Consider the following 18380-nt stretch of genomic DNA (forward strand, 5'->3'; position numbering starts at 1 on the left):
GAGGCGGCAACGCCCGAATACGCCCGGTATGAGGGCATCGCAGCGGCACCGCCTCCGGGTCTCTCGCCCGCGCCTGTCACCGAACGAACTTGCAGGACAGCGCCTAGGTGTTCTGCGGGAACCCGAGGTTGACGCCGCCGTGCGAAGGGTCGAGCCAACGCGAGGTGACGACCTTCGAGCGCGTGAAGAAGTGCACGCCGTGCGGCCCGTACGCGTGTGCGTCGCCGAACAGTGATTCCTTCCATCCGCCGAACGAGTAGTAGGCCACCGGCACAGGGATCGGCACGTTCACGCCGACCATGCCGACCTCGATCTCGTTCTGGAACCGGCGGGCCGCGCCCCCGTCGTTGGTGAAGATCGCGGTGCCGTTGCCGTAGCGGTTCGAGTTCACCATCTCGACGGCCTCCTCGTACGTGCCGCAGCGCACGACCGAGAGGACCGGGCCGAAGATCTCGTCGGTGTAGATCGTCATGTCCGTGCCGACGTGGTCGAAGAGCGTCGGGCCGAGCCAGAACCCGCCGTCGTCGCCGTCGATCGGGTGGTCGCGGCCGTCGACCGCGAGCACCGCCCCCGCCGTCACGCCGGCGTCCAAATAGGACGTGACCTTGTCGCGGTGCACGCCGGTGACGAGTGGTCCCATCTCGCAGGACGAGCCGGAACCGACCTTCACGTCCGCGATCCGCGACTTGATCCGGTCGACCAGCGAGTCGCCGACCTCGCCCACGGCGACGACGACGGAGATCGCCATGCACCGCTCCCCCGCCGAGCCGAAACCGGCGGACACCGCGGCGTCCGCGGCCAGGTCGAGGTCGGCGTCGGGCAGGACGACCATGTGGTTCTTGGCGCCACCCAAGGCCTGCACGCGCTTGCCGTGCGCGGTGCCGGTCTCGTAGACGTAGCGGGCGATCGGGGTCGAGCCGACGAACGAGATCGCCTTCACCGTCGGGTGTTCGAGCAGCCGGTCGACGGCCACCTTGTCGCCGTGCACGACGTTGAGGACGCCGTCCGGGAGCCCGGCCTCGGCGAACAGCTCGGCGATGAAGTTCGACGAGGATGGGTCCTTTTCGGACGGTTTGAGCACCACGGTGTTGCCGCAAGCGATTGCGGTGGGCACGAACCAGAGCGGGACCATGGCCGGGAAGTTGAACGGCGAGATCACGCCGACCACGCCGACCGGCTGCTGGATCGAGTAGACGTCGACGCGGGTCGACGCGTTCTCGCTGAAGCCGCCCTTGAGCAACTGAGGTATGCCGCACGCGTACTCGACCGACTCCAGCGCGCGCTGGATCTCACCGGCCGCGTCGGACACGACCTTGCCGTGCTCCGCCGAGACGATCTTCGCCAGGTCGCCCTTGCGTTCGTTGAACAGCTCGCGGAACTTGAACATCACCGTCGAGCGCTGGGCCAGGGACGCGGTGCGCCACGACGCAAACGCTTCCGCAGCCGCGTCGACGGCAGCGTCCACTTCGGACACCGAGGCGAAGGCGACCTGCTGCGCGACCTTGCCGGTCGTCGGGTCGTAGACGTCGCCGAGCCTTTCAGGCGCGTCGTCCCAGGGCTTGCCGTTGATCCAGTGCTTGATCACGCCCGTTCCACCGCCTGCGCGAGGATTCCGAGCGCCTCTTCGAGCTCGTCCTCGGTGACCGTCATCGGCGGGGCCAGCCGGATCACGTTGCCGTACAGGCCACCCTTGCCGACGAGCAGCCCGAGCGCCTTCGACTCCGCCAGCACGGTGGCCGCGGCACCGGCGTTCGGCTCGCCCTCGGGACCGACGAACTCGACGCCGACCATCAGGCCCTTGCCGCGCACGTCACCGATCACCGGGTGCTTCTCCGCGAGCTCGCGCAGGCCGCCGAGCAGTCGCGAACCGAGCTTGGCCGCGTTGGCCTGCAGGTCGTGGCTCAGCAGGTAGTCGATGGTGGCGAGCGCGCCGGCCGTGGAGATCGGGTTGCCACCGAACGTGGAGATCGAGTTCGCGTTGAGCGTGTCCATCAGGTCGCCGCGCGCGACGAGGCCGCCGATCGCCAGGCCGTTGCCGAGGCCCTTGGCGAACGTCATCGCGTCCGGCACCACGTCGTGCGCCTGGATGCCCCAGAAGTGCTCACCGGTGCGGCCCCAGCCGGTCTGCACCTCGTCGGAGACGAAGAGGATGCCGTACTCGTCCAGCACGTCCTTGAACGCGCGGAACAGCCCGTCGGGCGGGGAGGTGAAGCCGCCGACGCCCTGGATCGGCTCGACGATCATGCACGCGACGTCGCCGGACGTGGTGACCTCGATGACCTCGCGCAGGTCCTCGACGCACGCCTTGATGTAGTCCTTGTCGTTCAACGCCTTGAACGGACCGCGGTAGCGGTAGCCGCCGTGCACCCAGCTGACCTTGATCGGCGACAACGCGGACGCCGACCAGCCGCGGTTGCCCGTGATGGCGATCGTGGCGAACGCACGACCGTGGTAGCTGTTGCGCAGCGCCAGGACCTGTTCGCTGCGGCGCGCCTGGGTGGCGAGCATCAGCGCGGTCTCGTTGGCCTCGGTGCCGGAGTTGGTGAAGAAGACCTTGGCGTCCGGGATGCCGGACAGCTCGGCGACCTTCTCCGCGAGCTCGATCTGGTTCTTGATCAGGTACAGCGTCGAGCTGTGGAACACGCCCGTGTCGACCTGCCTGCGGATCGCGTCGCTGATCTCCGCGACGTCGTAGCCGATGGCGTTGGTCAGGATGCCCGCGAAGAAGTCCAGGTAGGTCGTGCCCTCGCGGTCGGTCACCCGGCGCCCGCTGGCGCTCGCGATCTCGATGGGCTCGTCGTAGTAGAGGGCCAGCCACTTCGGCATCACCGCGCGGTGTCGTGCCAGCAGCTCCTTGTGGGCCATCACGTCCTCCAGGGGGTCTCCGCCTCACTTCGGAGTCTGCTGGGGTCCGCAGTTCGCCGCCATGCACAACCTGTACCCGGATCGGCTGGTTGGCATTACGTTGTGTCCATGTACCCGACGGTCGCCGAAGTCGTCGCTCTGCCGGTCATCCGGCAGGGAAGGCCGCGTTTGGTGGCGGGGTCCGCCGGTCTGTCGCGACGCGTGCGATGGGTGCATGTGGCGGAGATCGCAGACATCGCGCCGTTGCTGCGCGGCGGCGAGCTGGTGCTCACGACGGGCGTGATGCTGCCCGAGTCCGGCCTCGCCCGGTACGTCGAGGAACTGGCCGCCGTGGGCTGCGCCGGGTTGATCGTCGAGCTCGGCCGGAGGTGGCGCGACGACGTGCCCGCCGCGCTCGTCACCGAGGCCGAGCGGCACGGGTTGCCGCTGGTCACGCTCACCGAGGAGACCAGGTACGTCGCCGTGACCGAGGCCGTCGTGGGGCTGATCGTGGAGGCCCAGCTCGCCGAGCTGCGAGCGGCCGAGCAGGTGCACGAGACGTTCACGGCGCTGACGGTCGCGGGCGCCGAACCGTCCGAGGTGCTGCGCGAGGTGGCGCGGACGTCCGGGCTGGCGGTCGTGCTGGAGACGCTCGGCCACGACGTGCTCGCCTACGACGCGGCCGGGCACGACCCCGCGGCGCTGCTGGACGACTGGGCGGCGCGCTCCCGTGCGGTCACGGTGTCCGAGCGGACCGCCTACGACACCGCGTCCGGCTGGCTGATCACGATCGTCGGGGCGCGGGGCGCGGACTGGGGCCGGCTCGTGATGGTCTCGCCCGAGCCACCACCGCACCGGCACGTCGTGGTGGCCGAGCGCGCCGCGTCGGCTTTGGCCGTGCATCGGCTCGTGGCGCGCGACCGGGAGTCGCTGGAACGGCAGACGCACCGGACGTTGCTGGCCCAGCTGCTCGGTCAGTCGCCCCAGTCACCGGACCTCGGCGCGCGGGCGGCGGCGCTCGGCGTGCCGTTGGAACGACGGCAGCTGATCGGCGTCGCGGTCCGCCCGGTGTCCGTGCTGCAGGGACAAACGCTGGCCACGCAGGAGGTTCTGCGTGATCTCGCGGAGGCGACGGCGCTGGCCGCACGGCGGGTCACGGTCGCGGCACTCGTCGGCGTCGTGGACGACACCTCGGTGCGTGCGCTGCTCTCGGTGCCGATGACCATTGGTGTGGAAGGGGTTCTGCGCAAGGTCGCACGCGAGGTGCACCGCACGGCGGCGTCCTCCGTCGTCATCGCCGTCGGCACGACCGTGACGTCCACAACGGACGTTCGGCGCTCGCTCGGCGAGGCCGCGCACGTGGCCGGGGCGGCGTTGCGGGCACCGGGATCGCAGCTCTACCACCGGCTCGACGACGTGCGGCTGCGCGGGCTGCTGCACCTGCTGCGCGAGGACGAACGGGTGCGGGCGTTCGCGGACCGCGAGCTCGGGCCGTTGCTGGCGCGGGACTCGGCGCAGGGCTCCCGGCTGGTCGAGCTGCTGCGGTGCCTGTGCGAGAACGGCGGCAACAAGTCGGCGGCGGCCGCGGCGGCCCACCTCTCGCGCACTGCCTACTACCAGCAGCTGGGGCGGATCGAGCAGGTTCTCGGCGTCTCGCTGGAGGACCCGGAGTCCGTGCTCTCGCTGTACGTCGCCCTGCTGGTCCACGAAATGGGCCCGTGAGCGCGCACGGGCCCATTTTCGACGTGGGAACTCAGCCGTTGATCGTCGGGTGAACACCCGAGAGAACGCCTGCGTTCGGCACGACGCCGTTGGTCGGCAGGTCCTGCAGGGCCGGGGCCCGCAGGTCGCCGACGTGCGCGTTGCCGGTCAGGTCCTGGGCGTGCGGCACGGACGGGAGGGTGCCGAGCTGCGGGACGGCGGGGGCCGGGATGGTGCGCTCCTGCGCGGCGCCCGGAAGCGCGGGAACCGGCAGGTCGGCACCGACGGGCGTACCGACGTGCGGCAGCTGGACGGCGCTGGCCGACTCGAGCGGGTTGGCGTGCTGGGAGGCGTCGCCGATCAGCTTGTCCGCGCCGACCTCGGGAACGCCGGCGCCCAGCTGGGGAAGCTCCGCGGCGCTGGCGGAACCCGCGAGGAGCGGGGCGGCGCTGGCGGCGAGCAGGGCGGCGGCACGGAACAGTCCGGAACGAGACACAGTTTTCCTCAATCTGGTTTGGGGACCGATCTTCGATTTCATCGGCGCGTTCGGTTCGCGAATTAACCCGCTCGATCGGGTGTTCAGGGGTCGAACCTCCCGCCACGGGAGGTCCTACGGTCGTGGTGTGACCCGTTGGAGCGTCGGTGACCTGGCCAAAGCGAGCGGACTGACAGTCCGCACGCGGCACCACCACGACGAGATCGGACTGGTCGTCGCCTCCGAGCGCACGCCATCCGGTCACCGTCGGTACACACCGGACGACGTCCGCCGCCTCTATCAGGTGAGATCGTTGCGCCAGCTCGGTCTTTCTCCGGAAGACGTCCGATCGGCACTGTCCCGTTCGGACTCGCTGCGCCCGCTCTTCGAGGCCCAGCTGGCTTCCTTGAACGCGCGAGCACGACAGGTGGACGCACTGCGGTCGCGGCTGACCGCGTTGCTCGACGGGCACACCACCGAGTCCCTTCTGTCCACTTTGGAGATGATGTCCGTGTAGGAGAGCTACTTCACCGCCGACCAGCTGGGTGACCTCCGGTCGCGTGCGGCGGCGATGGGCCCGGAGGCGGTGGAGGCGCTGAAGGCGTCGTGGCTGGACCTGGTCGGGCAGCTGCGTCGGCACCTGGCCGACGGCACTCCCCCGGACGACCCGCGCGTCGTCGAGCTGGCGCGGCAGTGGGACGAGCTGGGTGCGAGGTTCACCGGCGGCGACCCGGCCGTGCAGGCGGCGGCGCAGCGGTCGTGGGACGAGAACAAGGCGTCGATCAGCTCGCAGATCGGGTGGCCGGCGGACGACGGCCTGGTGGAGTACGTAACTCGGGCGCGCGCCGCGCGGTGACCTGACAGGGTTGTCGTCATGTCCGCTGATGACGACGCTCGCCGCCTGCAGGCCGCCAACCCCACCGGATGGTTCGAGAACCTCTACGCGGAGGCGGTCGCCGGCACCGCCTCCGTCCCCTGGGACGTTCCCCATCCGCAACCGCACCTCGTCGAGTGGGCGAACGGCGTCGACGGCACCGGCCAGCGCGCGCTGGTCGTGGGCTGCGGCTACGGCCGTGACGCGGAGTTCCTGGCCTCGCTCGGGTTCGAGGTGACCGCGTTCGACATCTCCCCCACCGCCGTGGCGACCGTCCAGGAGCGCTACCCGTCGTCCTCCGTGTCCTACGTGGTCGCCGACCTGCTGGACCCGCCCGCCGAGTGGCACCGCGCGTTCGACCTCGTCGTGGAGAACATGACGGTGCAGGCGCTTCCGGTGAACCTGCACGCCGAGGCGGCAGAGCGGGTCTCGTCGCTGACCGGCTCGACGCTGCTGGTCCTCGCGGTGGCGCGCGACGAGGGTCCCGACCCGGACGGTCCGCCGTGGCCGCTCACGCCCGCCGAGGTCGAGGCGTTCGCGGCCGACGGCCTGACCTCGCGTTCGACCAGGCGCGACAACGGCAGGTGGGTCGCCGAGTTCGCTCGCCAACTGGCCATGAACTGACCACTTATGACGGACTTTCGCCGCTTAGCGTGAATCATGCTCGTTCGTCGGCTGATCGCCCGTGTGCTCGACTGGCTCTTGGTGCTGGTCGTGGCGTGGCCGTTGGTCCACGAACCCGTGCTGGTGGTGCTCTGCGCGGCGGTGTACGACGCACTGCTGCTCCGGCTGAACACCCTCGGCAAGGCCCTGACGGGGCTGCGGGTCGTGGGTCCCGCGTCCGGCCTGACCTTCAGGCGGGCGCTGGCGCGCACGCTCATCACGACCGCGCTGCCCGGTGCGGGCGTGGTGCTCGTGCTGACCGGGCTGGGGTGGCGGGAGCCGGCGCTGATGGCGGGCCTCGGGTGGCAGCAGCCCTGGGTGGTCGTCGGCGAGCACATCAGCACGGGGCCGGCGGGGTCGTTGCTGCTGGTGGCCGGGTTCGTGCTGCTGGTGCTGTCCGTGGCGGAGGCGCTGGACCTGCGCGGCACGCGGACGTGGCACGACCGCAAGGCGGGCACGGCCGTGGTGCGGCTCAAAGTCGCCGCCCGATGAACTCCAACGCCTCCGGCAGCACCCGCCGCCAATAGCCGACGTCGTGCTCACCGTGCTCGAACGAGCCAACAGCACCCACGGCGCCCGCCAGTTCCCGCGCAGGATCGTGGAACGGATCCTCCCGCCCGCACCACACACCGACCGGTGACGTGATCCTGTCCGTGTGCCGCAACGGTTCGTGCGCCTCCCACACCTCACGCGAAGCGAACCCGTCGATCCGCTCGGCGTCCTCCCACGACGGAAACACCGCCGGGCTGATCGCCGCCACGGCCTTCACCGGCTGCCGGGACGCGAGGTCCAGCACCCCGAACCCGCCCATCGACACCCCCAACGCGGCCTCGAACGGCACGGGCGGCTCCAACGAGACCCAGTAGTCGTTACGACCGTTGAGCACCGCACACCGGAACCCGCGCCCGTTCAGGAACCGGGGCAGCCCCAGCTCCTCCCACCACGCCACGCTGCCGCCGCGCCCGTGCAGCACGAGCACGACGGGGCCGGAAGCACCCATCCACGCGCCCCACGGCGTGGGCTGAACGGGTACGGCCTCGACCGAAGGCACCACTCCGTCGGGGCCGGTCCACCCGAGCAGACGACGGCCTCGCGGGGTCAGCGCGCCGTACGTTCCGGCCGCTCCCACCAGGCCCGCGCCCGCCGCCAGCAAGGCCCGCCGTGACATCCCCATGCACGCCAGTGGAACACAATGTGCGCCGATCATGACAAGAGTGGACACTCTGACACTGCCACACCTGCAGCGGCGGACCCAGGATTCCGGGATGGAATCCGACCGGGATGGCGTTGTTTCAGCAGCGTAACAGGGGGTTGAACGATGGCAGTCGAGTCCTCACCGCCCCAGGTCACACCCGATGGCCGCGTCGAACTGAGCGACACAGGTCCCATCAAGGACAGCAGGTTCTTCAACCCCGAACTCGCCCCCGTGCCCGTCGAGAAGCGGACATGGTCGACGTACAACTTCTTCGCGCTGTGGATGGGCATGGCGCACAACATCCCCAGTTACACGCTCGCGGCGTCGTTGATCGCGATCGGCATGGACTGGGTGCAGGCGTTCCTGACGATCACGCTCGGCAACCTGATCGTGCTCGTCCCCATGCTGCTCAACAGCCACGCGGGCACGAAGTACGGCATCCCGTTCCCCGTGTTCGCCCGCGCCTTCTACGGCGTCCGCGGCGCGAACCTCGTCGCACTCCTCCGAGCGTTCATCGCCTGCGCCTGGTTCGGCATCCAGACGTGGGTCGGCGGCAAGGCGCTGCACGTGATCATCGGTCGGCTGACCGGGGAGGGGTGGACCAAGGCGTCGTCGATCGGCGGCCAGCCGTGGACGTTGTGGTTGTGCTTCTTCGGTTTCTGGGTCGTGCAGATGCTGGTGATCTGGCGCGGCATGGAGGCGATCCGGCGGTTCGAGAACTGGACGGCGCCGCTCGTGAGCGTCGGGTTCCTGATCCTGCTGGGCTACGTGCTGGTGAAGGCGGGCGGCTTCGGGCCGATCCTCGACGCGCCCAGCAAGCTCGGCTGGGGCCCTGACTTCTGGAAGCTCTTCTTCCCCGCGCTGATGGGCATGATCGCGTTCTGGTCGACGCTCAGCCTCAACATGCCGGACTTCACGCGGTTCGGCGGCAGCCAGCGCAAGCAGGTGACCGGCCAGATCCTCGGTCTGCCGACCACGATGTCGTTCATCGCGATCGTGGCGATCCTGACGACGTCGGGCGCGCAGGCGCTGTACGGCGAGCCGATCTGGGACCCGGCGGAGCTCGCCTCGCGCTTCGACAACACGTTCCTCGTGGTCGTCGCGCTGGTCTCGCTGGTGCTCGCCACGATCTCGGCGAACCTCGCGGCGAACGTCGTCAGCCCCTCCTACGACTTCTCGAACGCCTTCCCGCGCAAGATCACGTTCGCGGTCGGCGGCCTGATCACCGGTGTCATCGGCATCGTGATCCAGCCGTGGCGGCTGATCTCCGACCCGAACATCTACATCTTCGCGTGGCTCGGGTTCTACGGCGGCCTGCTGGCCTCGGTGGCCGGCGTGTTCGTCGCCGGGTACTGGGTGATCAAGAAGACGCGGCTGGAGCTCGCCGACCTCTACATGGACGGCAAGGGCGCCTACTGGTTCAACAGCGGCTGGAACTGGCGCGCGGTCGTGGCGACGCTCGTGGGCTCGGTGCTCGCGGTCGGCGGCGCCCACGGCGGGCCGTTCCCCGAGGGCGGGCTGATCGGGTTCCTCAAGCCCCTCTACGACTACAACTGGGTCGTCGGCTTCGCGGCCGGCTTCCTGGTCTTCCTCGCTCTGAAGGACAACTCGGCAAAGGAGACGACCAGGTGAGCAACATCATCCGGGCGGCGCTCGTCCAGCAGAAGTGGACGGGCGACAAGGAGTCGATGATCGCGAACGCGGTCGAGCACATCCGCGCTGCCGCATCCCAGGGCGCACAGGTGCTCTGCCTCCAGGAACTCTTCTACGGCCCGTACTTCTGCCAGGTCCAGGACGCGGACTACTACTCCTACACCGAGTCGATCCCGGACGGGCCCACGACGGCGCTGATGCAGGAAGTGGCCGCGCAGAACAACATCGTGCTGATCGTGCCGATGTACGAGGTCGAACAGCCCGGCGTCTACTACAACACCGCGGCCGTGATCGACGCGGACGGCACGTACCTCGGCAAGTACCGCAAGAACCACATCCCGCAGGTGAAGGGCTTCTGGGAGAAGTTCTACTTCAAGCCCGGCAACCTCGGGTACCCAGTGTTCGACACCGCGGTCGGCCGGATCGGCGTCTACATCTGCTACGAACGCCACTTCCCCGAGGGCTGGCGCGCACTCGGCCTCGCGGGCGCGAAGATCGTGTTCAACCCGTCGGCCACGAGCAGGTCGTTGAGCGAGTACCTGTGGCGGCTGGAGCAGCCCGCCGCGGCCGTCGCGAACGAGTACTTCGTCGGCGCGATCAACCGGGTGGGCGTGGAACCGCTGGGCGACAACGACTTCTACGGCCAGACGTACTTCGTCTCGCCGCGCGGGCAGCTCGTCGGCGACGCCGCGTCGGACACCGAGGAAGAGCTCGTGGTGCGCGACCTCGACCTGGACCTGCTGACCGAGGTCCGCGACACGTGGGCGTTCTACCGCGACCGCCGCCCCGACACCTACGAGGGCCTGGTGAACCCGTGAGCACTCTGATCCGCAACGGCCTGGTCATCAACGCGACCGGCTCGCACGCCGCCGACGTGCTCATCCAGGGCGAGCACGTCGCCGCCCTGGTGACGCCGGGGTTCGAGGTGCAGGCCGACGAGGTGATCGACGCCGCCGGGAAGTACGTCATCCCCGGTGGCATCGACGCGCACACGCACATGGAGATGCCGTTCGGCGGCACCCAGTCCGCCGACACGTTCGAGACGGGCACGACCGCGGCGGCGTGGGGCGGCACGACCACCATCGTCGACTTCGCCGTGCAGCCCAAGGGAAGCAGCCTGTTGTCCACTCTGGACAAGTGGCACACCAAGGCCGACGGCAACTGCGCGGTCGACTACGGCTTCCACATGATCATCTCCGACGTGACCGACGAGTCGCTCAAGGAGATGGACTCCTGCATCGCGGCGGGCGTGAACAGCTTCAAGATGTTCATGGCCTACCCCGGCGTCTTCTACGCGACGGACGGCGAGATCCTGCGCGCCATGCAGAAGGCGCGCGAGACCGGTGCCACGATCATGATGCACGCGGAGAACGGCATCGCGATCGACCAGCTCGTCGCGCAGGCGCTGGCCTCGGGCCTGGGCGACCCGGTGCAGCACGGCCTGACCCGGCCACCGGAGCTGGAGGGCGAGGCGACGTCCCGCGCGATCCAGCTCGCGAAGGTGACGGGCTCCCCGCTCTACATCGTGCACCTCTCGGCGTCGCAGGCTCTCGACGCCGTCACGGCCGCCCGGGACACCGGCCAGAACGTGTTCGCCGAGACGTGCCCGCAGTACCTCTACCTGTCGCTGGAGGACCTGGCCAAGCCCGGTTTCGAGGGTGCCAAGTACGTCGCCTCGCCGCCGTTGCGGCCCAAGGAACACCAGTCGTCGCTGTGGCGGGGGCTGCGGACCAACGACCTCTCGGTCGTGAGCACCGACCACTGCCCGTTCTGCTTCAAGGACCAGAAGCAGCTCGGCGTCGGCGACTTCTCCAAGATCCCCAACGGCATGCCCGGCGTCGAGCACCGCGTCGACCTGCTGCACCAGGGCGTCGTGAAGGGCGAGATCACCCGCGAACGCTGGGTCGAGATCGTCTCCACGACTCCCGCGCGGATGTTCGGCATGTACCCGCGCAAGGGCGTGATCGCACCGGGAGCCGACGCGGACGTCGTGATCTACGACCCGAAGGCGTCGCAGACGATCTCCGCGGAGACCCACCACATGGCCGTGGACTACTCGGCCTACGAGGGCTTCGAGGTCACCGGCAAGGTCGACACCGTGTTCTCCCGCGGCCGCAAGGTGATCGCGGACGGCGCCTACCACGGTTCGACGGGCCACGGCCGCTTCGTGTCCCGCGACCTCAACCAGTACCTCGTCTGAGAAAGGCGGTCACCCGTGGACTTCGGTGTAGTGCTGCAGACCGACCCGCCGGCGCGGGACGTGGTGGAGGGCCTCCGGGCGGCCGAGGACTGCGGCTTCCGCTACGGCTGGACGTTCGACTCCTGCGTGCTCTGGCAGGAGCCGTTCGTCATCTACTCGCAGGTGCTCTCCGCCACCCGCGACCTGATCATCGGCCCGATGGTCACGAACCCGTCCACGCGCGACTGGTCCGTGACGGCCTCCCTGTTCGCGACGCTGAACGACATGTTCGGCAACCGCACCGTCTGCGGCATCGGCCGGGGTGACTCGGCCCGCCGCGTGATCGGCCAGAAGCCCGCGACGCTCGCGACGCTGGGCGAGGCGATGCACGTGATCAAGGAGCTGGCCGAGGGACGGGAGGTCGAGCACCACGGCACCGCGGTGCAGATCCCCTGGGTGCGCAACGGAAAGCTCGAGATGTGGATGGCCGCGTACGGTCCCAAGGCGCTGAAGATGGTCGGCGAGCAGGCCGACGGCTTCATCCTGCAGACCGCCGACCCGGACATCGCCCGCTGGACGATCGGCTCGGTCCGCGAGGCCGCGCAGGCCGCCGGACGGGACCCGTCGGCCATCACGATGTGCGTGGCGGCACCGGCCTACGTGGGCACGGACCTCGCGCACCAGCGCGACCAGCTGCGGTGGTTCGGCGGCATGGTCGGCAACCACGTCGCGGACCTGGTGGCGCGGTACGGGGACTCGGGCGCCGTGCCCAAGACCCTGACGGACTACATCAAGGACCGCGAGGGCTACGACTACTCCCACCACGGCAAGGCGGGCAACCGGTCCACGGACTTCGTGCCGGACGCGATCGTGGACCGGTTCTGCCTCGTCGGGCCGGAGTCGGCGCACGTCGAACGGTTGCAGGAGCTGAAGGAGATCGGGGTCGACAACTTCGCGCTCTACCTGATGCACGACGAGAAGGACAAGACGCGGGACGCCTACGGGTCGGCGGTCATCCCCGCCGTCTAGTGGTGATAATGGTTCTTGATGCCTGACGACGCCGACCTGCCCGCGCAGTCCGTGGAGAACACCGTGCACGGAGACGTGAGCGGCATGGTCCTGCAGGTCGGCGCGTTCACCGGCGACTTCCACCACCACCAGCACCCCGTTCCGCAGCGGGCCACCCTCCCGCTGCGGTGCGGCCTGGTGCCTCCGCGCGCGGCCGCGTTCCAGCAGCGGTCCGCCGACCTCGGCGCGCCGGTGACGGTGCTGTCCGGACTGTCCGGGGTGGGCAAGAGCCAGCTCGCCGCCGACCACGCCGAACGGGAGTGGGCCGCCGGTGAGGTCGACCTGCTGGTGTGGGTCACGGCGAGCTCGCGCGAGGCGATCGTCGCCGGGTACGCCGACGTGGCCGCGAAGCTGTTCGGCGTCGAGGACCCCGAGCGGGGCGCGCGGACGTTCCTGGAGTGGCTGGCGGGCACGCACGAACCGTGGCTCGTGGTGCTGGACGACCTGAGGACGCCCGCCGACCTCGACGACCTGTGGCCTCCGGCGAACGGTCAGGTCGTCGTGACGACGCTGCGCCGCGACGCCGTGCTGCGCGGGCACCAGCGCAGGCTGGTCGACGTCGAGGCGTTCACCGAGGCCGAGGGGATCGCCTACCTGCGCACGGCTCTGGCCGACCGGCCCGAGCTGCTCGACGACGACGGGCTGGTGCGCGACCTCGGCGGGTTGCCGGTCGCGCTGGCCCAGGCCGCGGCGAACATGCTGGACGAGCACGTGTCGTGCGCGCAGTACCGGGCCCTGCTGCCGCGGCGGCTCGACCCCAGCGCGGCGACCTGGTCGCTCGCGGTCGAGCAGGCCGACCGGCTCGCCCGGACCGCGGTGGTACGGCCGCTGCTCGACGTCGCGAGTGTGCTGGACCCCAACGGGATCCCGGTCGCGGTCTTCACCACGCCGGTGATGCTCGCCTTCCTCGGCGTGGACGAGCTCGACGCCCGCGACGGGCTCAGCTGCCTGCACCGGTTGAGCCTCGTCGGCTTCAGCGAGGGGTCGGTGCGGGTGCACGCGCTCGTGCAGCGCGCCACCCGTGAGGCCCTGTCGGGCGAACGGGCCGGCGCGGTGGTCAGGGCCGCCGCGGACGCGCTGGAGCAGGCGTGGCCGGACGGCGTGACGGATCCGTTGCGGGGTCAGGTGCTGCGAGCCAACGCCAAGGCGCTCGCCGACGCGGGCGGCACCCGCCTGTGGAGCCCGACCGCCCACTTCGTGCTGTTCCGCGCGGGACGGAGCCTCGGCGAGTCGGGCCACCACGCGGAGGCCGCCCGGTACTTCGACGACCTCCGGGCCACCGCGTCGGCGAACCTGGGTCCCGACCACCTCGACACCTTGCTCAGCCGCAACAACGCGGCCGCCTGGCGTGGCGAGGGAGGCGACGCGGCCGGGGCGCTGCGGGAGTACGAGGGCCTGCTCCACGACGTGACCCGGGTGTTCGGGCAGGACCACCGCGAGACGCTGAGGGTCCGCAACAACCTGGCCCACTGGATCGGCGAGTCGGGTGACCGGGCGCGGGCGGCCAAGGCGTTGCGCGACCTGTACTTCGACCAGGTGCGGGTGCTCGGCCCGCACGACACGATCACCTGGACCACCCGCCACAACCTCGCGTACGCGCAGGCGAAGGCCGGTTTCCACGACCGTGCGGTGGAGTCCTTCGAGATGCTGGTGCGCGACCTGGAACGCGCGGTGGGTCCCGATGACGAGAGGACGCTGGACGCGCGTTACGGCCTCGCCGCCGTCCTGGCCTCCGCCGGCGACATCGACGACGCGGCGGACCGGCTGGAAGACCTGCTGGAGGACCAGCTCCGGGTGCTCGGCCCGGACCACCAGCGCACGCTGCTGAACCGGTGGAGCCTCGCGCAGCACCTGGGGCTCTCAGGCCGGCACACCGAGGCCGTGGAGGAGTTCGAGATCCTGCTGGCGGACCAGATCAGGGTGCTCGGCGAGCGTCATCCCGACGTGCGTTCCACCCGGGCGAAGCTCGACCACTGGCGCGACGTCAGCGCACAGGACGGGTCTGACCGTCCCAGTCCTGGCTGAGCGCGGGCAGCAGTTCGGCCAGCTGCACCGGGTACACCGTGTCCTCTGTGGACTCCAGCTCCTCCGCGCTCCACCAGCGGTGGCCGGAGATGCTGGTCTCCTCGACGTCGTTGAACCCCGACGTGTCGATCGTCAGGTCGCCCTCGACGGAGGCGTGGAAGAACCACTCCTCGGCGTCGAACGTCTCGCCGTCGAAGCTGAACACCGCGCGGCGACGCCAGATCGGGCCGACCAGCTCCTCGGACGTGAGCTTCAGGCCGGTCTCCTCGAAGGCCTCGCGGACCGCGGCCTCGCGCAGTTCCTCGCCCTCCTCGACGCCGCCGCCGACGGTGAACCAGAACAGCTCCTGGGGGCGGGCGGGGTCGAAGCCGTGGAACAGCAGCACGCGGCCCCCGGCGTCGGTCAGGACCACCCGTGCGGACGGGCGGGGCTTGAGCATCACCGCGTCGGAAGGGGCCGTGGGTTCGGCGATCTCGAAGTACGACGGCTGCGGAGCGGTGCCCGCGAGCCTCAGCCACCGGACCACCCGGCGGCGGCGCAGCAGCAGGGTGTCGCGGACGGCGTCGTTGTGGACGCGGCGGGCGAGCACCACGCGTTCCTCGGCGTCGGCGAGCTCGAAGGCCAGTGCCTGCGCCACGGCCGAGCGGTCCAGGGCGCCGAGCAGGCCGGAGAGTTCGTTCTCGGCCTGTTCGCGGTCGGCGCGGGACGCCGCCTCGGCCTTCGACGCGGCGGCGGAGAGCGCGGGGTCCAGCAGCGCCCGGACGACGACGGCCCGGCGGGCGAGGGCGGCGTCCAGCGCGGCCCAGGCGGCGTCGGTGCGGACGTGCAGGCGGTCGAGGCGGTTCGCGATCGACAGGACCCAGGCGGCGAACAGCAGGGTCAGGACGACAACGACGACGGCGGTGGTCATGGCTGGCCGGTGTCCGATCGGATGATCAACGTGGTCATGCCTCGCTCACCCGGCGCGGGTCGGCGGCGATGGCGCTCTCGTAGACGCGCAGCACCTGGCTCGCGACGACCGACCAGTCGAACGCCTGCACCCGCTGGGAGGCGAGGTCGACGTACTCGGCGCGCAGGGCGGAGTCGCGCAGCACCGAGCGCAGCGCGTCGGCCAGGGCGTGCGCGTCGCCGACCGGGAACAGCGCGCCCGCCTTGCCGTCGTCGAGCACGCGGCGGAACGCGTCGAGGTCGCTCGCCACCACGGCGGTGCCGGCGGACATGGCCTCGGTCAGGATGATGCCGAACGACTCGCCGCCGGTGTTCGGGGCGACGTAGACGTCGAGCGAGCGCAGCATGCGGGCCTTGTCCTCGTCGCTGACCTGGCCGAGCAGGTCCACGCGGTCGGAGTGCGGGCCGTCGAACGGGTTGTCGCCGCGGCCCACGACGAGCAGGCGCACGTCCGGGAACTCGTCGGCGATCAGGCCGAACGCCTCCCACAGGATCGGCATGCCCTTGCGCGGTTCGTCGTAGCGGCCGACGAAGCCGATCGTGCCGCCGGAGCGCGGGTAGCCGTCCAAAGTGGACGCGGAGGCGAAGAAGTCGACGTCGACGCCGTTCGGGATCTCCACCGCGTCGCCGCCGAGGTGCTCGACCTGGACGCGCCGCGCGAGCGCGGAGACGGCGATGCGGGCGGTGACCTTCTCGAGGAACGGCTGCAGCACGGGCTGGAACGCCGACAGCATCTTGGAGCGCGGCGTCGAGGTGTGGAAGGTGGCGACGATCGGGCCGTCCGCGACCACCAGCGCCAGGAACGACAGGGACGGCGCCGTCGGCTCGTGCAGGTGCAGGACGTCGAACTGGTGCTCGTCGATCCAGCGGCGGACCCGCGCGTAGGAGACCGGACCGAAGCTCAGGCGTGCCACGGACCCGTTGTAGGGGATGGCGACCGCGCGGCCGGCGGAGGTGACGAACGGCGGCAGCGCCTGGTCGTCGTCGGCCGGCGCGAAGACGTTGACGTCGTGCCCGAGGCCGATGAGGGCGCGCGCGAGGTCGACGACGTGCGCCTGCACTCCCCCCGGCACGTCGAGCGAGTACGGGCAGACGATCCCGACCTTCACCGGGCGAGCCTCCTGGCCAGGGCGGCGCGGCGCTTCTCCGGCAGGTCGGCGAGCCAGAGCTTCTGCAGCATGTGCCAGTCGGCGGGGTGCGCGGCGATGTCGGCGGCGAAGACGTCCGCGACGGCCTGCGTGGCGGTCTGGACGTTGCTGACCTTGATCGGCGGGTGGATGCGGAAGTGCCAGCCGTCCTCGGTGAACCAGCAGCCGACCGGCAGCAGCGCGGCGCCCGTCGTCGAGGCCAGGTGCGCCGGGCCCGCGGGCATCAGGGTCTGCTCGCCGAAGAACGTCACCGGCACACCGGACGACGTCAGGTCCCGGTCCGCCAGCAGACACACGACCTTGTTGGCGCGCAGGCGTTCGGCCAGCACCGTCGCGGGTGGACGGTCGCCGCCGTGCAGCGGCAGCACCTCGAAGCCGAGCGTCTCGCGGAACTCCACGAACTTGCGGTAGAGCGACTCGGGCTTGAGCCGCTCGGCGACCGTCGTGAACGTGCCGGAGTGGCCGACGAGCCAGACACCCGCCATGTCCCAGTTGCCGCTGTGCGGCAGCGCCACGACCGCGCCGGTGCCGTTTGCGAGAGCCGCGTCGAGGTTCTCCACGCCGGACACCTGCGAGTCGCACTTCTCGTAGGCCGCCTTGAGGTCCATCGACGGCAGGCGGAACGCCTCGCACCAGTACCGCGCGTACGACCGCAGCGAGTCGCGCACCATGTCGTCGAGCTCGTCCTCACCGGCCTGCGGCACGACGCGCTTCAGGTTCGTGCGCAACTGCTCGATGCTCGCGCCACCGCGCTTCACCGCGTAGTCGGCGCCGGCCCGGAACAGCCCGCGCGCCCACGACTCCGGCAGCAGGCGGATCAGCCGCCACCCGGCGCTGTACCCGAGGGTCGCGAGGTTCACGCCGCCTCCCGCGCGGACTTCGCGACGGCGAGGATCCGCTGCAGCACCGTCACGACCGTCATCGCCGCGAGCAGCCACAGCGAGATGGCCATCAGGTAGGGCACACCCAGCCCCTGCACCCCGGCGCCGATCAGCGCGACGATGAACCGCTCGGCCCGCTCGGCCAGCCCGCCGTCCGCGGAGAGCCCGGACGCGTCGGCGCGAGCCTTGACGTAGGAGATGACCTGCGAGGCCACCAGGCAGATGAACCCGGCCGCCGCCGTCCACCGGTCACCGGTGTCGAACGCGTACCAGGTGAGCGCCGCGAACAACGCCCCGTCCGCGATGCGGTCGCAGGTGGCGTCGAGCACGGCCCCGAACCTCGTGGGCCCCTGCGCTCTCGCCATGGCGCCGTCGATGAGGTCGAGCAGCACGAAGAAGGTCACCAGCGCGCAGCCCAGGAACAGCTGCCCGCGGGGAATGAACCACAGCGCGCTCGCGACGGCACCGATCGTGCCGCCCACGGTCACGGCGTTGGGCGTGAGGCCACGCGCCAGCAGCCACGCCCCGATCGGATCGGTGACGCGCGAGACGGACGCGCGAGCGAAGATGTTCAGCATGGCAGTCGCAGCCTAGCTGGACTGGTGAAACGCACCGCTCGCGGGTGAGGCGCGACGGGTGGATCGGCGGGGATGGGTGCCCGCTGGGCGGACCTGACGCGGAACGTCCGGGAATCACGCGCGTGGGCGCGGGCGGGACGGCAGACAG

At 70.5% G+C, this 18380-nt stretch carries 18 protein-coding genes; 10 read left to right on the forward strand and 8 right to left on the reverse strand.

Annotated elements, in window-relative coordinates; translation table 11 throughout:
- Positions 1–103: 103 nt before the first annotated feature.
- Positions 104–1585 (reverse strand): CoA-acylating methylmalonate-semialdehyde dehydrogenase, encoded by a 1482-nt coding sequence (locus ACWF7A_RS18320; protein ID WP_452251627.1) that lies wholly within the window; start codon positions 1583–1585, stop codon positions 104–106.
- Positions 1582–2865: an aspartate aminotransferase family protein gene (locus tag ACWF7A_RS18325; RefSeq protein WP_452251628.1), complete on the reverse strand. Its 1284-nt coding sequence runs from the start codon at positions 2863–2865 to the stop codon at positions 1582–1584. Before ACWF7A_RS18325 ends, ACWF7A_RS18320 begins: the two co-directional genes overlap by 4 nt.
- Before the next feature lie 108 nt (positions 2866–2973).
- Between ACWF7A_RS18325 and ACWF7A_RS18330 the strand changes: the two genes are divergently transcribed.
- Positions 2974–4566, forward strand: coding sequence for a PucR family transcriptional regulator (locus tag ACWF7A_RS18330; RefSeq protein WP_452251629.1), 1593 nt, complete (start codon positions 2974–2976; stop codon positions 4564–4566).
- A gap of 31 nt (positions 4567–4597) precedes the next feature.
- Here ACWF7A_RS18330 and ACWF7A_RS18335 read toward each other — a convergent pair whose 3' ends face one another.
- Positions 4598–5041: a hypothetical protein gene (locus tag ACWF7A_RS18335; RefSeq protein WP_452251630.1), complete on the reverse strand. Its 444-nt coding sequence runs from the start codon at positions 5039–5041 to the stop codon at positions 4598–4600.
- A gap of 127 nt (positions 5042–5168) precedes the next feature.
- Here ACWF7A_RS18335 and ACWF7A_RS18340 point away from each other — a divergent pair, with 127 nt between their 5' ends.
- Genes ACWF7A_RS18340 through ACWF7A_RS18355 form a run of 4 tightly spaced genes read left to right on the forward strand, consistent with a single transcriptional unit; the run spans position 5169 to position 7049 of the window.
- Positions 5169–5537: a MerR family transcriptional regulator gene (locus ACWF7A_RS18340; RefSeq protein ID WP_452251631.1), complete on the forward strand. Its 369-nt coding sequence runs from the start codon at positions 5169–5171 to the stop codon at positions 5535–5537.
- A gap of 24 nt (positions 5538–5561) precedes the next feature.
- Entirely contained in the window at positions 5562–5876 is a 315-nt protein-coding gene (locus ACWF7A_RS18345; RefSeq protein ID WP_452251870.1) for a TipAS antibiotic-recognition domain-containing protein, read from the forward strand.
- 18 nt (positions 5877–5894) lie between these two features.
- Positions 5895–6518 carry a class I SAM-dependent methyltransferase gene (locus ACWF7A_RS18350; RefSeq protein WP_452251632.1) on the forward strand — a complete coding sequence of 208 codons (624 nt, stop codon included), beginning with the start codon at positions 5895–5897 and terminating at the stop codon, positions 6516–6518.
- A 36-nt stretch (positions 6519–6554) separates the two neighbouring features.
- Positions 6555–7049 (forward strand): RDD family protein, encoded by a 495-nt coding sequence (locus ACWF7A_RS18355; protein ID WP_452251633.1) that lies wholly within the window; start codon positions 6555–6557, stop codon positions 7047–7049.
- Here the strand turns inward: ACWF7A_RS18355 and ACWF7A_RS18360 are convergent.
- Positions 7030–7731: a hypothetical protein gene (locus tag ACWF7A_RS18360; RefSeq protein WP_452251634.1), complete on the reverse strand. Its 702-nt coding sequence runs from the start codon at positions 7729–7731 to the stop codon at positions 7030–7032. The two genes, ACWF7A_RS18355 and ACWF7A_RS18360, sit on opposite strands and share 20 nt — an antisense overlap.
- Positions 7732–7875: 144 nt before the next feature.
- Between ACWF7A_RS18360 and ACWF7A_RS18365 the strand changes: the two genes are divergently transcribed.
- From ACWF7A_RS18365 to ACWF7A_RS18385, 5 genes are read left to right on the forward strand one after another with little or no spacing between them, the layout of a single operon-like run.
- A complete protein-coding gene (locus tag ACWF7A_RS18365; protein WP_452251635.1) occupies positions 7876–9384 on the forward strand; it encodes an NCS1 family nucleobase:cation symporter-1 in 1509 nt (502 codons plus the stop codon).
- Positions 9381–10223, forward strand: coding sequence for a nitrilase-related carbon-nitrogen hydrolase (locus tag ACWF7A_RS18370; protein WP_452251636.1), 843 nt, complete (start codon positions 9381–9383; stop codon positions 10221–10223). The genes ACWF7A_RS18365 and ACWF7A_RS18370 overlap by 4 nt, the downstream gene beginning before the upstream one ends.
- Positions 10220–11605 carry a dihydropyrimidinase gene (gene hydA / locus ACWF7A_RS18375; RefSeq protein WP_452251637.1) on the forward strand — a complete coding sequence of 462 codons (1386 nt, stop codon included), beginning with the start codon at positions 10220–10222 and terminating at the stop codon, positions 11603–11605. The genes ACWF7A_RS18370 and hydA overlap by 4 nt, the downstream gene beginning before the upstream one ends.
- A 15-nt stretch (positions 11606–11620) precedes the next feature.
- Positions 11621–12613, forward strand: a complete 993-nt coding sequence (locus tag ACWF7A_RS18380) for a TIGR03842 family LLM class F420-dependent oxidoreductase (RefSeq protein WP_452251638.1) — start codon at positions 11621–11623, stop codon at positions 12611–12613.
- Positions 12614–12631: 18 nt separating this feature from the next.
- Positions 12632–14677 carry a tetratricopeptide repeat protein gene (locus ACWF7A_RS18385; protein ID WP_452251639.1) on the forward strand — a complete coding sequence of 682 codons (2046 nt, stop codon included), beginning with the start codon at positions 12632–12634 and terminating at the stop codon, positions 14675–14677.
- On the opposite strand, the gene ACWF7A_RS18390 is transcribed toward ACWF7A_RS18385, so the two are convergent.
- From ACWF7A_RS18390 to pgsA, 4 genes are read right to left on the reverse strand one after another with little or no spacing between them, the layout of a single operon-like run.
- The gene (locus ACWF7A_RS18390; protein WP_452251640.1) at positions 14637–15587 is read right to left on the reverse strand and encodes an NUDIX hydrolase; all 951 of its coding nucleotides are present in this window, start codon (positions 15585–15587) and stop codon (positions 14637–14639) included. The genes ACWF7A_RS18385 and ACWF7A_RS18390 overlap by 41 nt on opposite strands.
- A gap of 34 nt (positions 15588–15621) precedes the next feature.
- Entirely contained in the window at positions 15622–16734 is a 1113-nt protein-coding gene (locus tag ACWF7A_RS18395) for a glycosyltransferase family 4 protein (protein ID WP_452251641.1), read from the reverse strand.
- Entirely contained in the window at positions 16731–17633 is a 903-nt protein-coding gene (locus tag ACWF7A_RS18400; protein WP_452251642.1) for a phosphatidylinositol mannoside acyltransferase, read from the reverse strand. The genes ACWF7A_RS18395 and ACWF7A_RS18400 overlap by 4 nt, the downstream gene beginning before the upstream one ends.
- Complete coding sequence (gene pgsA / locus ACWF7A_RS18405; protein WP_452251643.1) at positions 17630–18232, reverse strand: phosphatidylinositol phosphate synthase; 603 nt, start codon at positions 18230–18232, stop codon at positions 17630–17632. Before pgsA ends, ACWF7A_RS18400 begins: the two co-directional genes overlap by 4 nt.
- Positions 18233–18380: the final 148 nt, after the last annotated feature.

This window comes from Lentzea sp. NPDC055074 (assembly GCF_053608005.1).

Bases quoted from the DNA above. Each gene is read 5' to 3' on its own strand.
- ACWF7A_RS18325 (WP_452251628.1), bottom strand. From the start codon at position 2,865: ATGGCCCACAAGGAGCTGCTGGCACGACACCGCGCGGTGATGCCGAAG.
- ACWF7A_RS18365 (WP_452251635.1), top strand. From the start codon at position 7,876: ATGGCAGTCGAGTCCTCACCGCCCCAGGTCACACCCGATGGCCGCGTC.
- pgsA (WP_452251643.1), bottom strand. From the start codon at position 18,232: ATGCTGAACATCTTCGCTCGCGCGTCCGTCTCGCGCGTCACCGATCCG.
- ACWF7A_RS18360 (WP_452251634.1), bottom strand. From the start codon at position 7,731: ATGGGGATGTCACGGCGGGCCTTGCTGGCGGCGGGCGCGGGCCTGGTG.
- ACWF7A_RS18385 (WP_452251639.1), top strand. From the start codon at position 12,632: ATGCCTGACGACGCCGACCTGCCCGCGCAGTCCGTGGAGAACACCGTG.
- ACWF7A_RS18390 (WP_452251640.1), bottom strand. From the start codon at position 15,587: ATGACCACCGCCGTCGTCGTTGTCGTCCTGACCCTGCTGTTCGCCGCC.
- ACWF7A_RS18355 (WP_452251633.1), top strand. From the start codon at position 6,555: ATGCTCGTTCGTCGGCTGATCGCCCGTGTGCTCGACTGGCTCTTGGTG.
- ACWF7A_RS18330 (WP_452251629.1), top strand. From the start codon at position 2,974: ATGTACCCGACGGTCGCCGAAGTCGTCGCTCTGCCGGTCATCCGGCAG.
- ACWF7A_RS18350 (WP_452251632.1), top strand. From the start codon at position 5,895: ATGTCCGCTGATGACGACGCTCGCCGCCTGCAGGCCGCCAACCCCACC.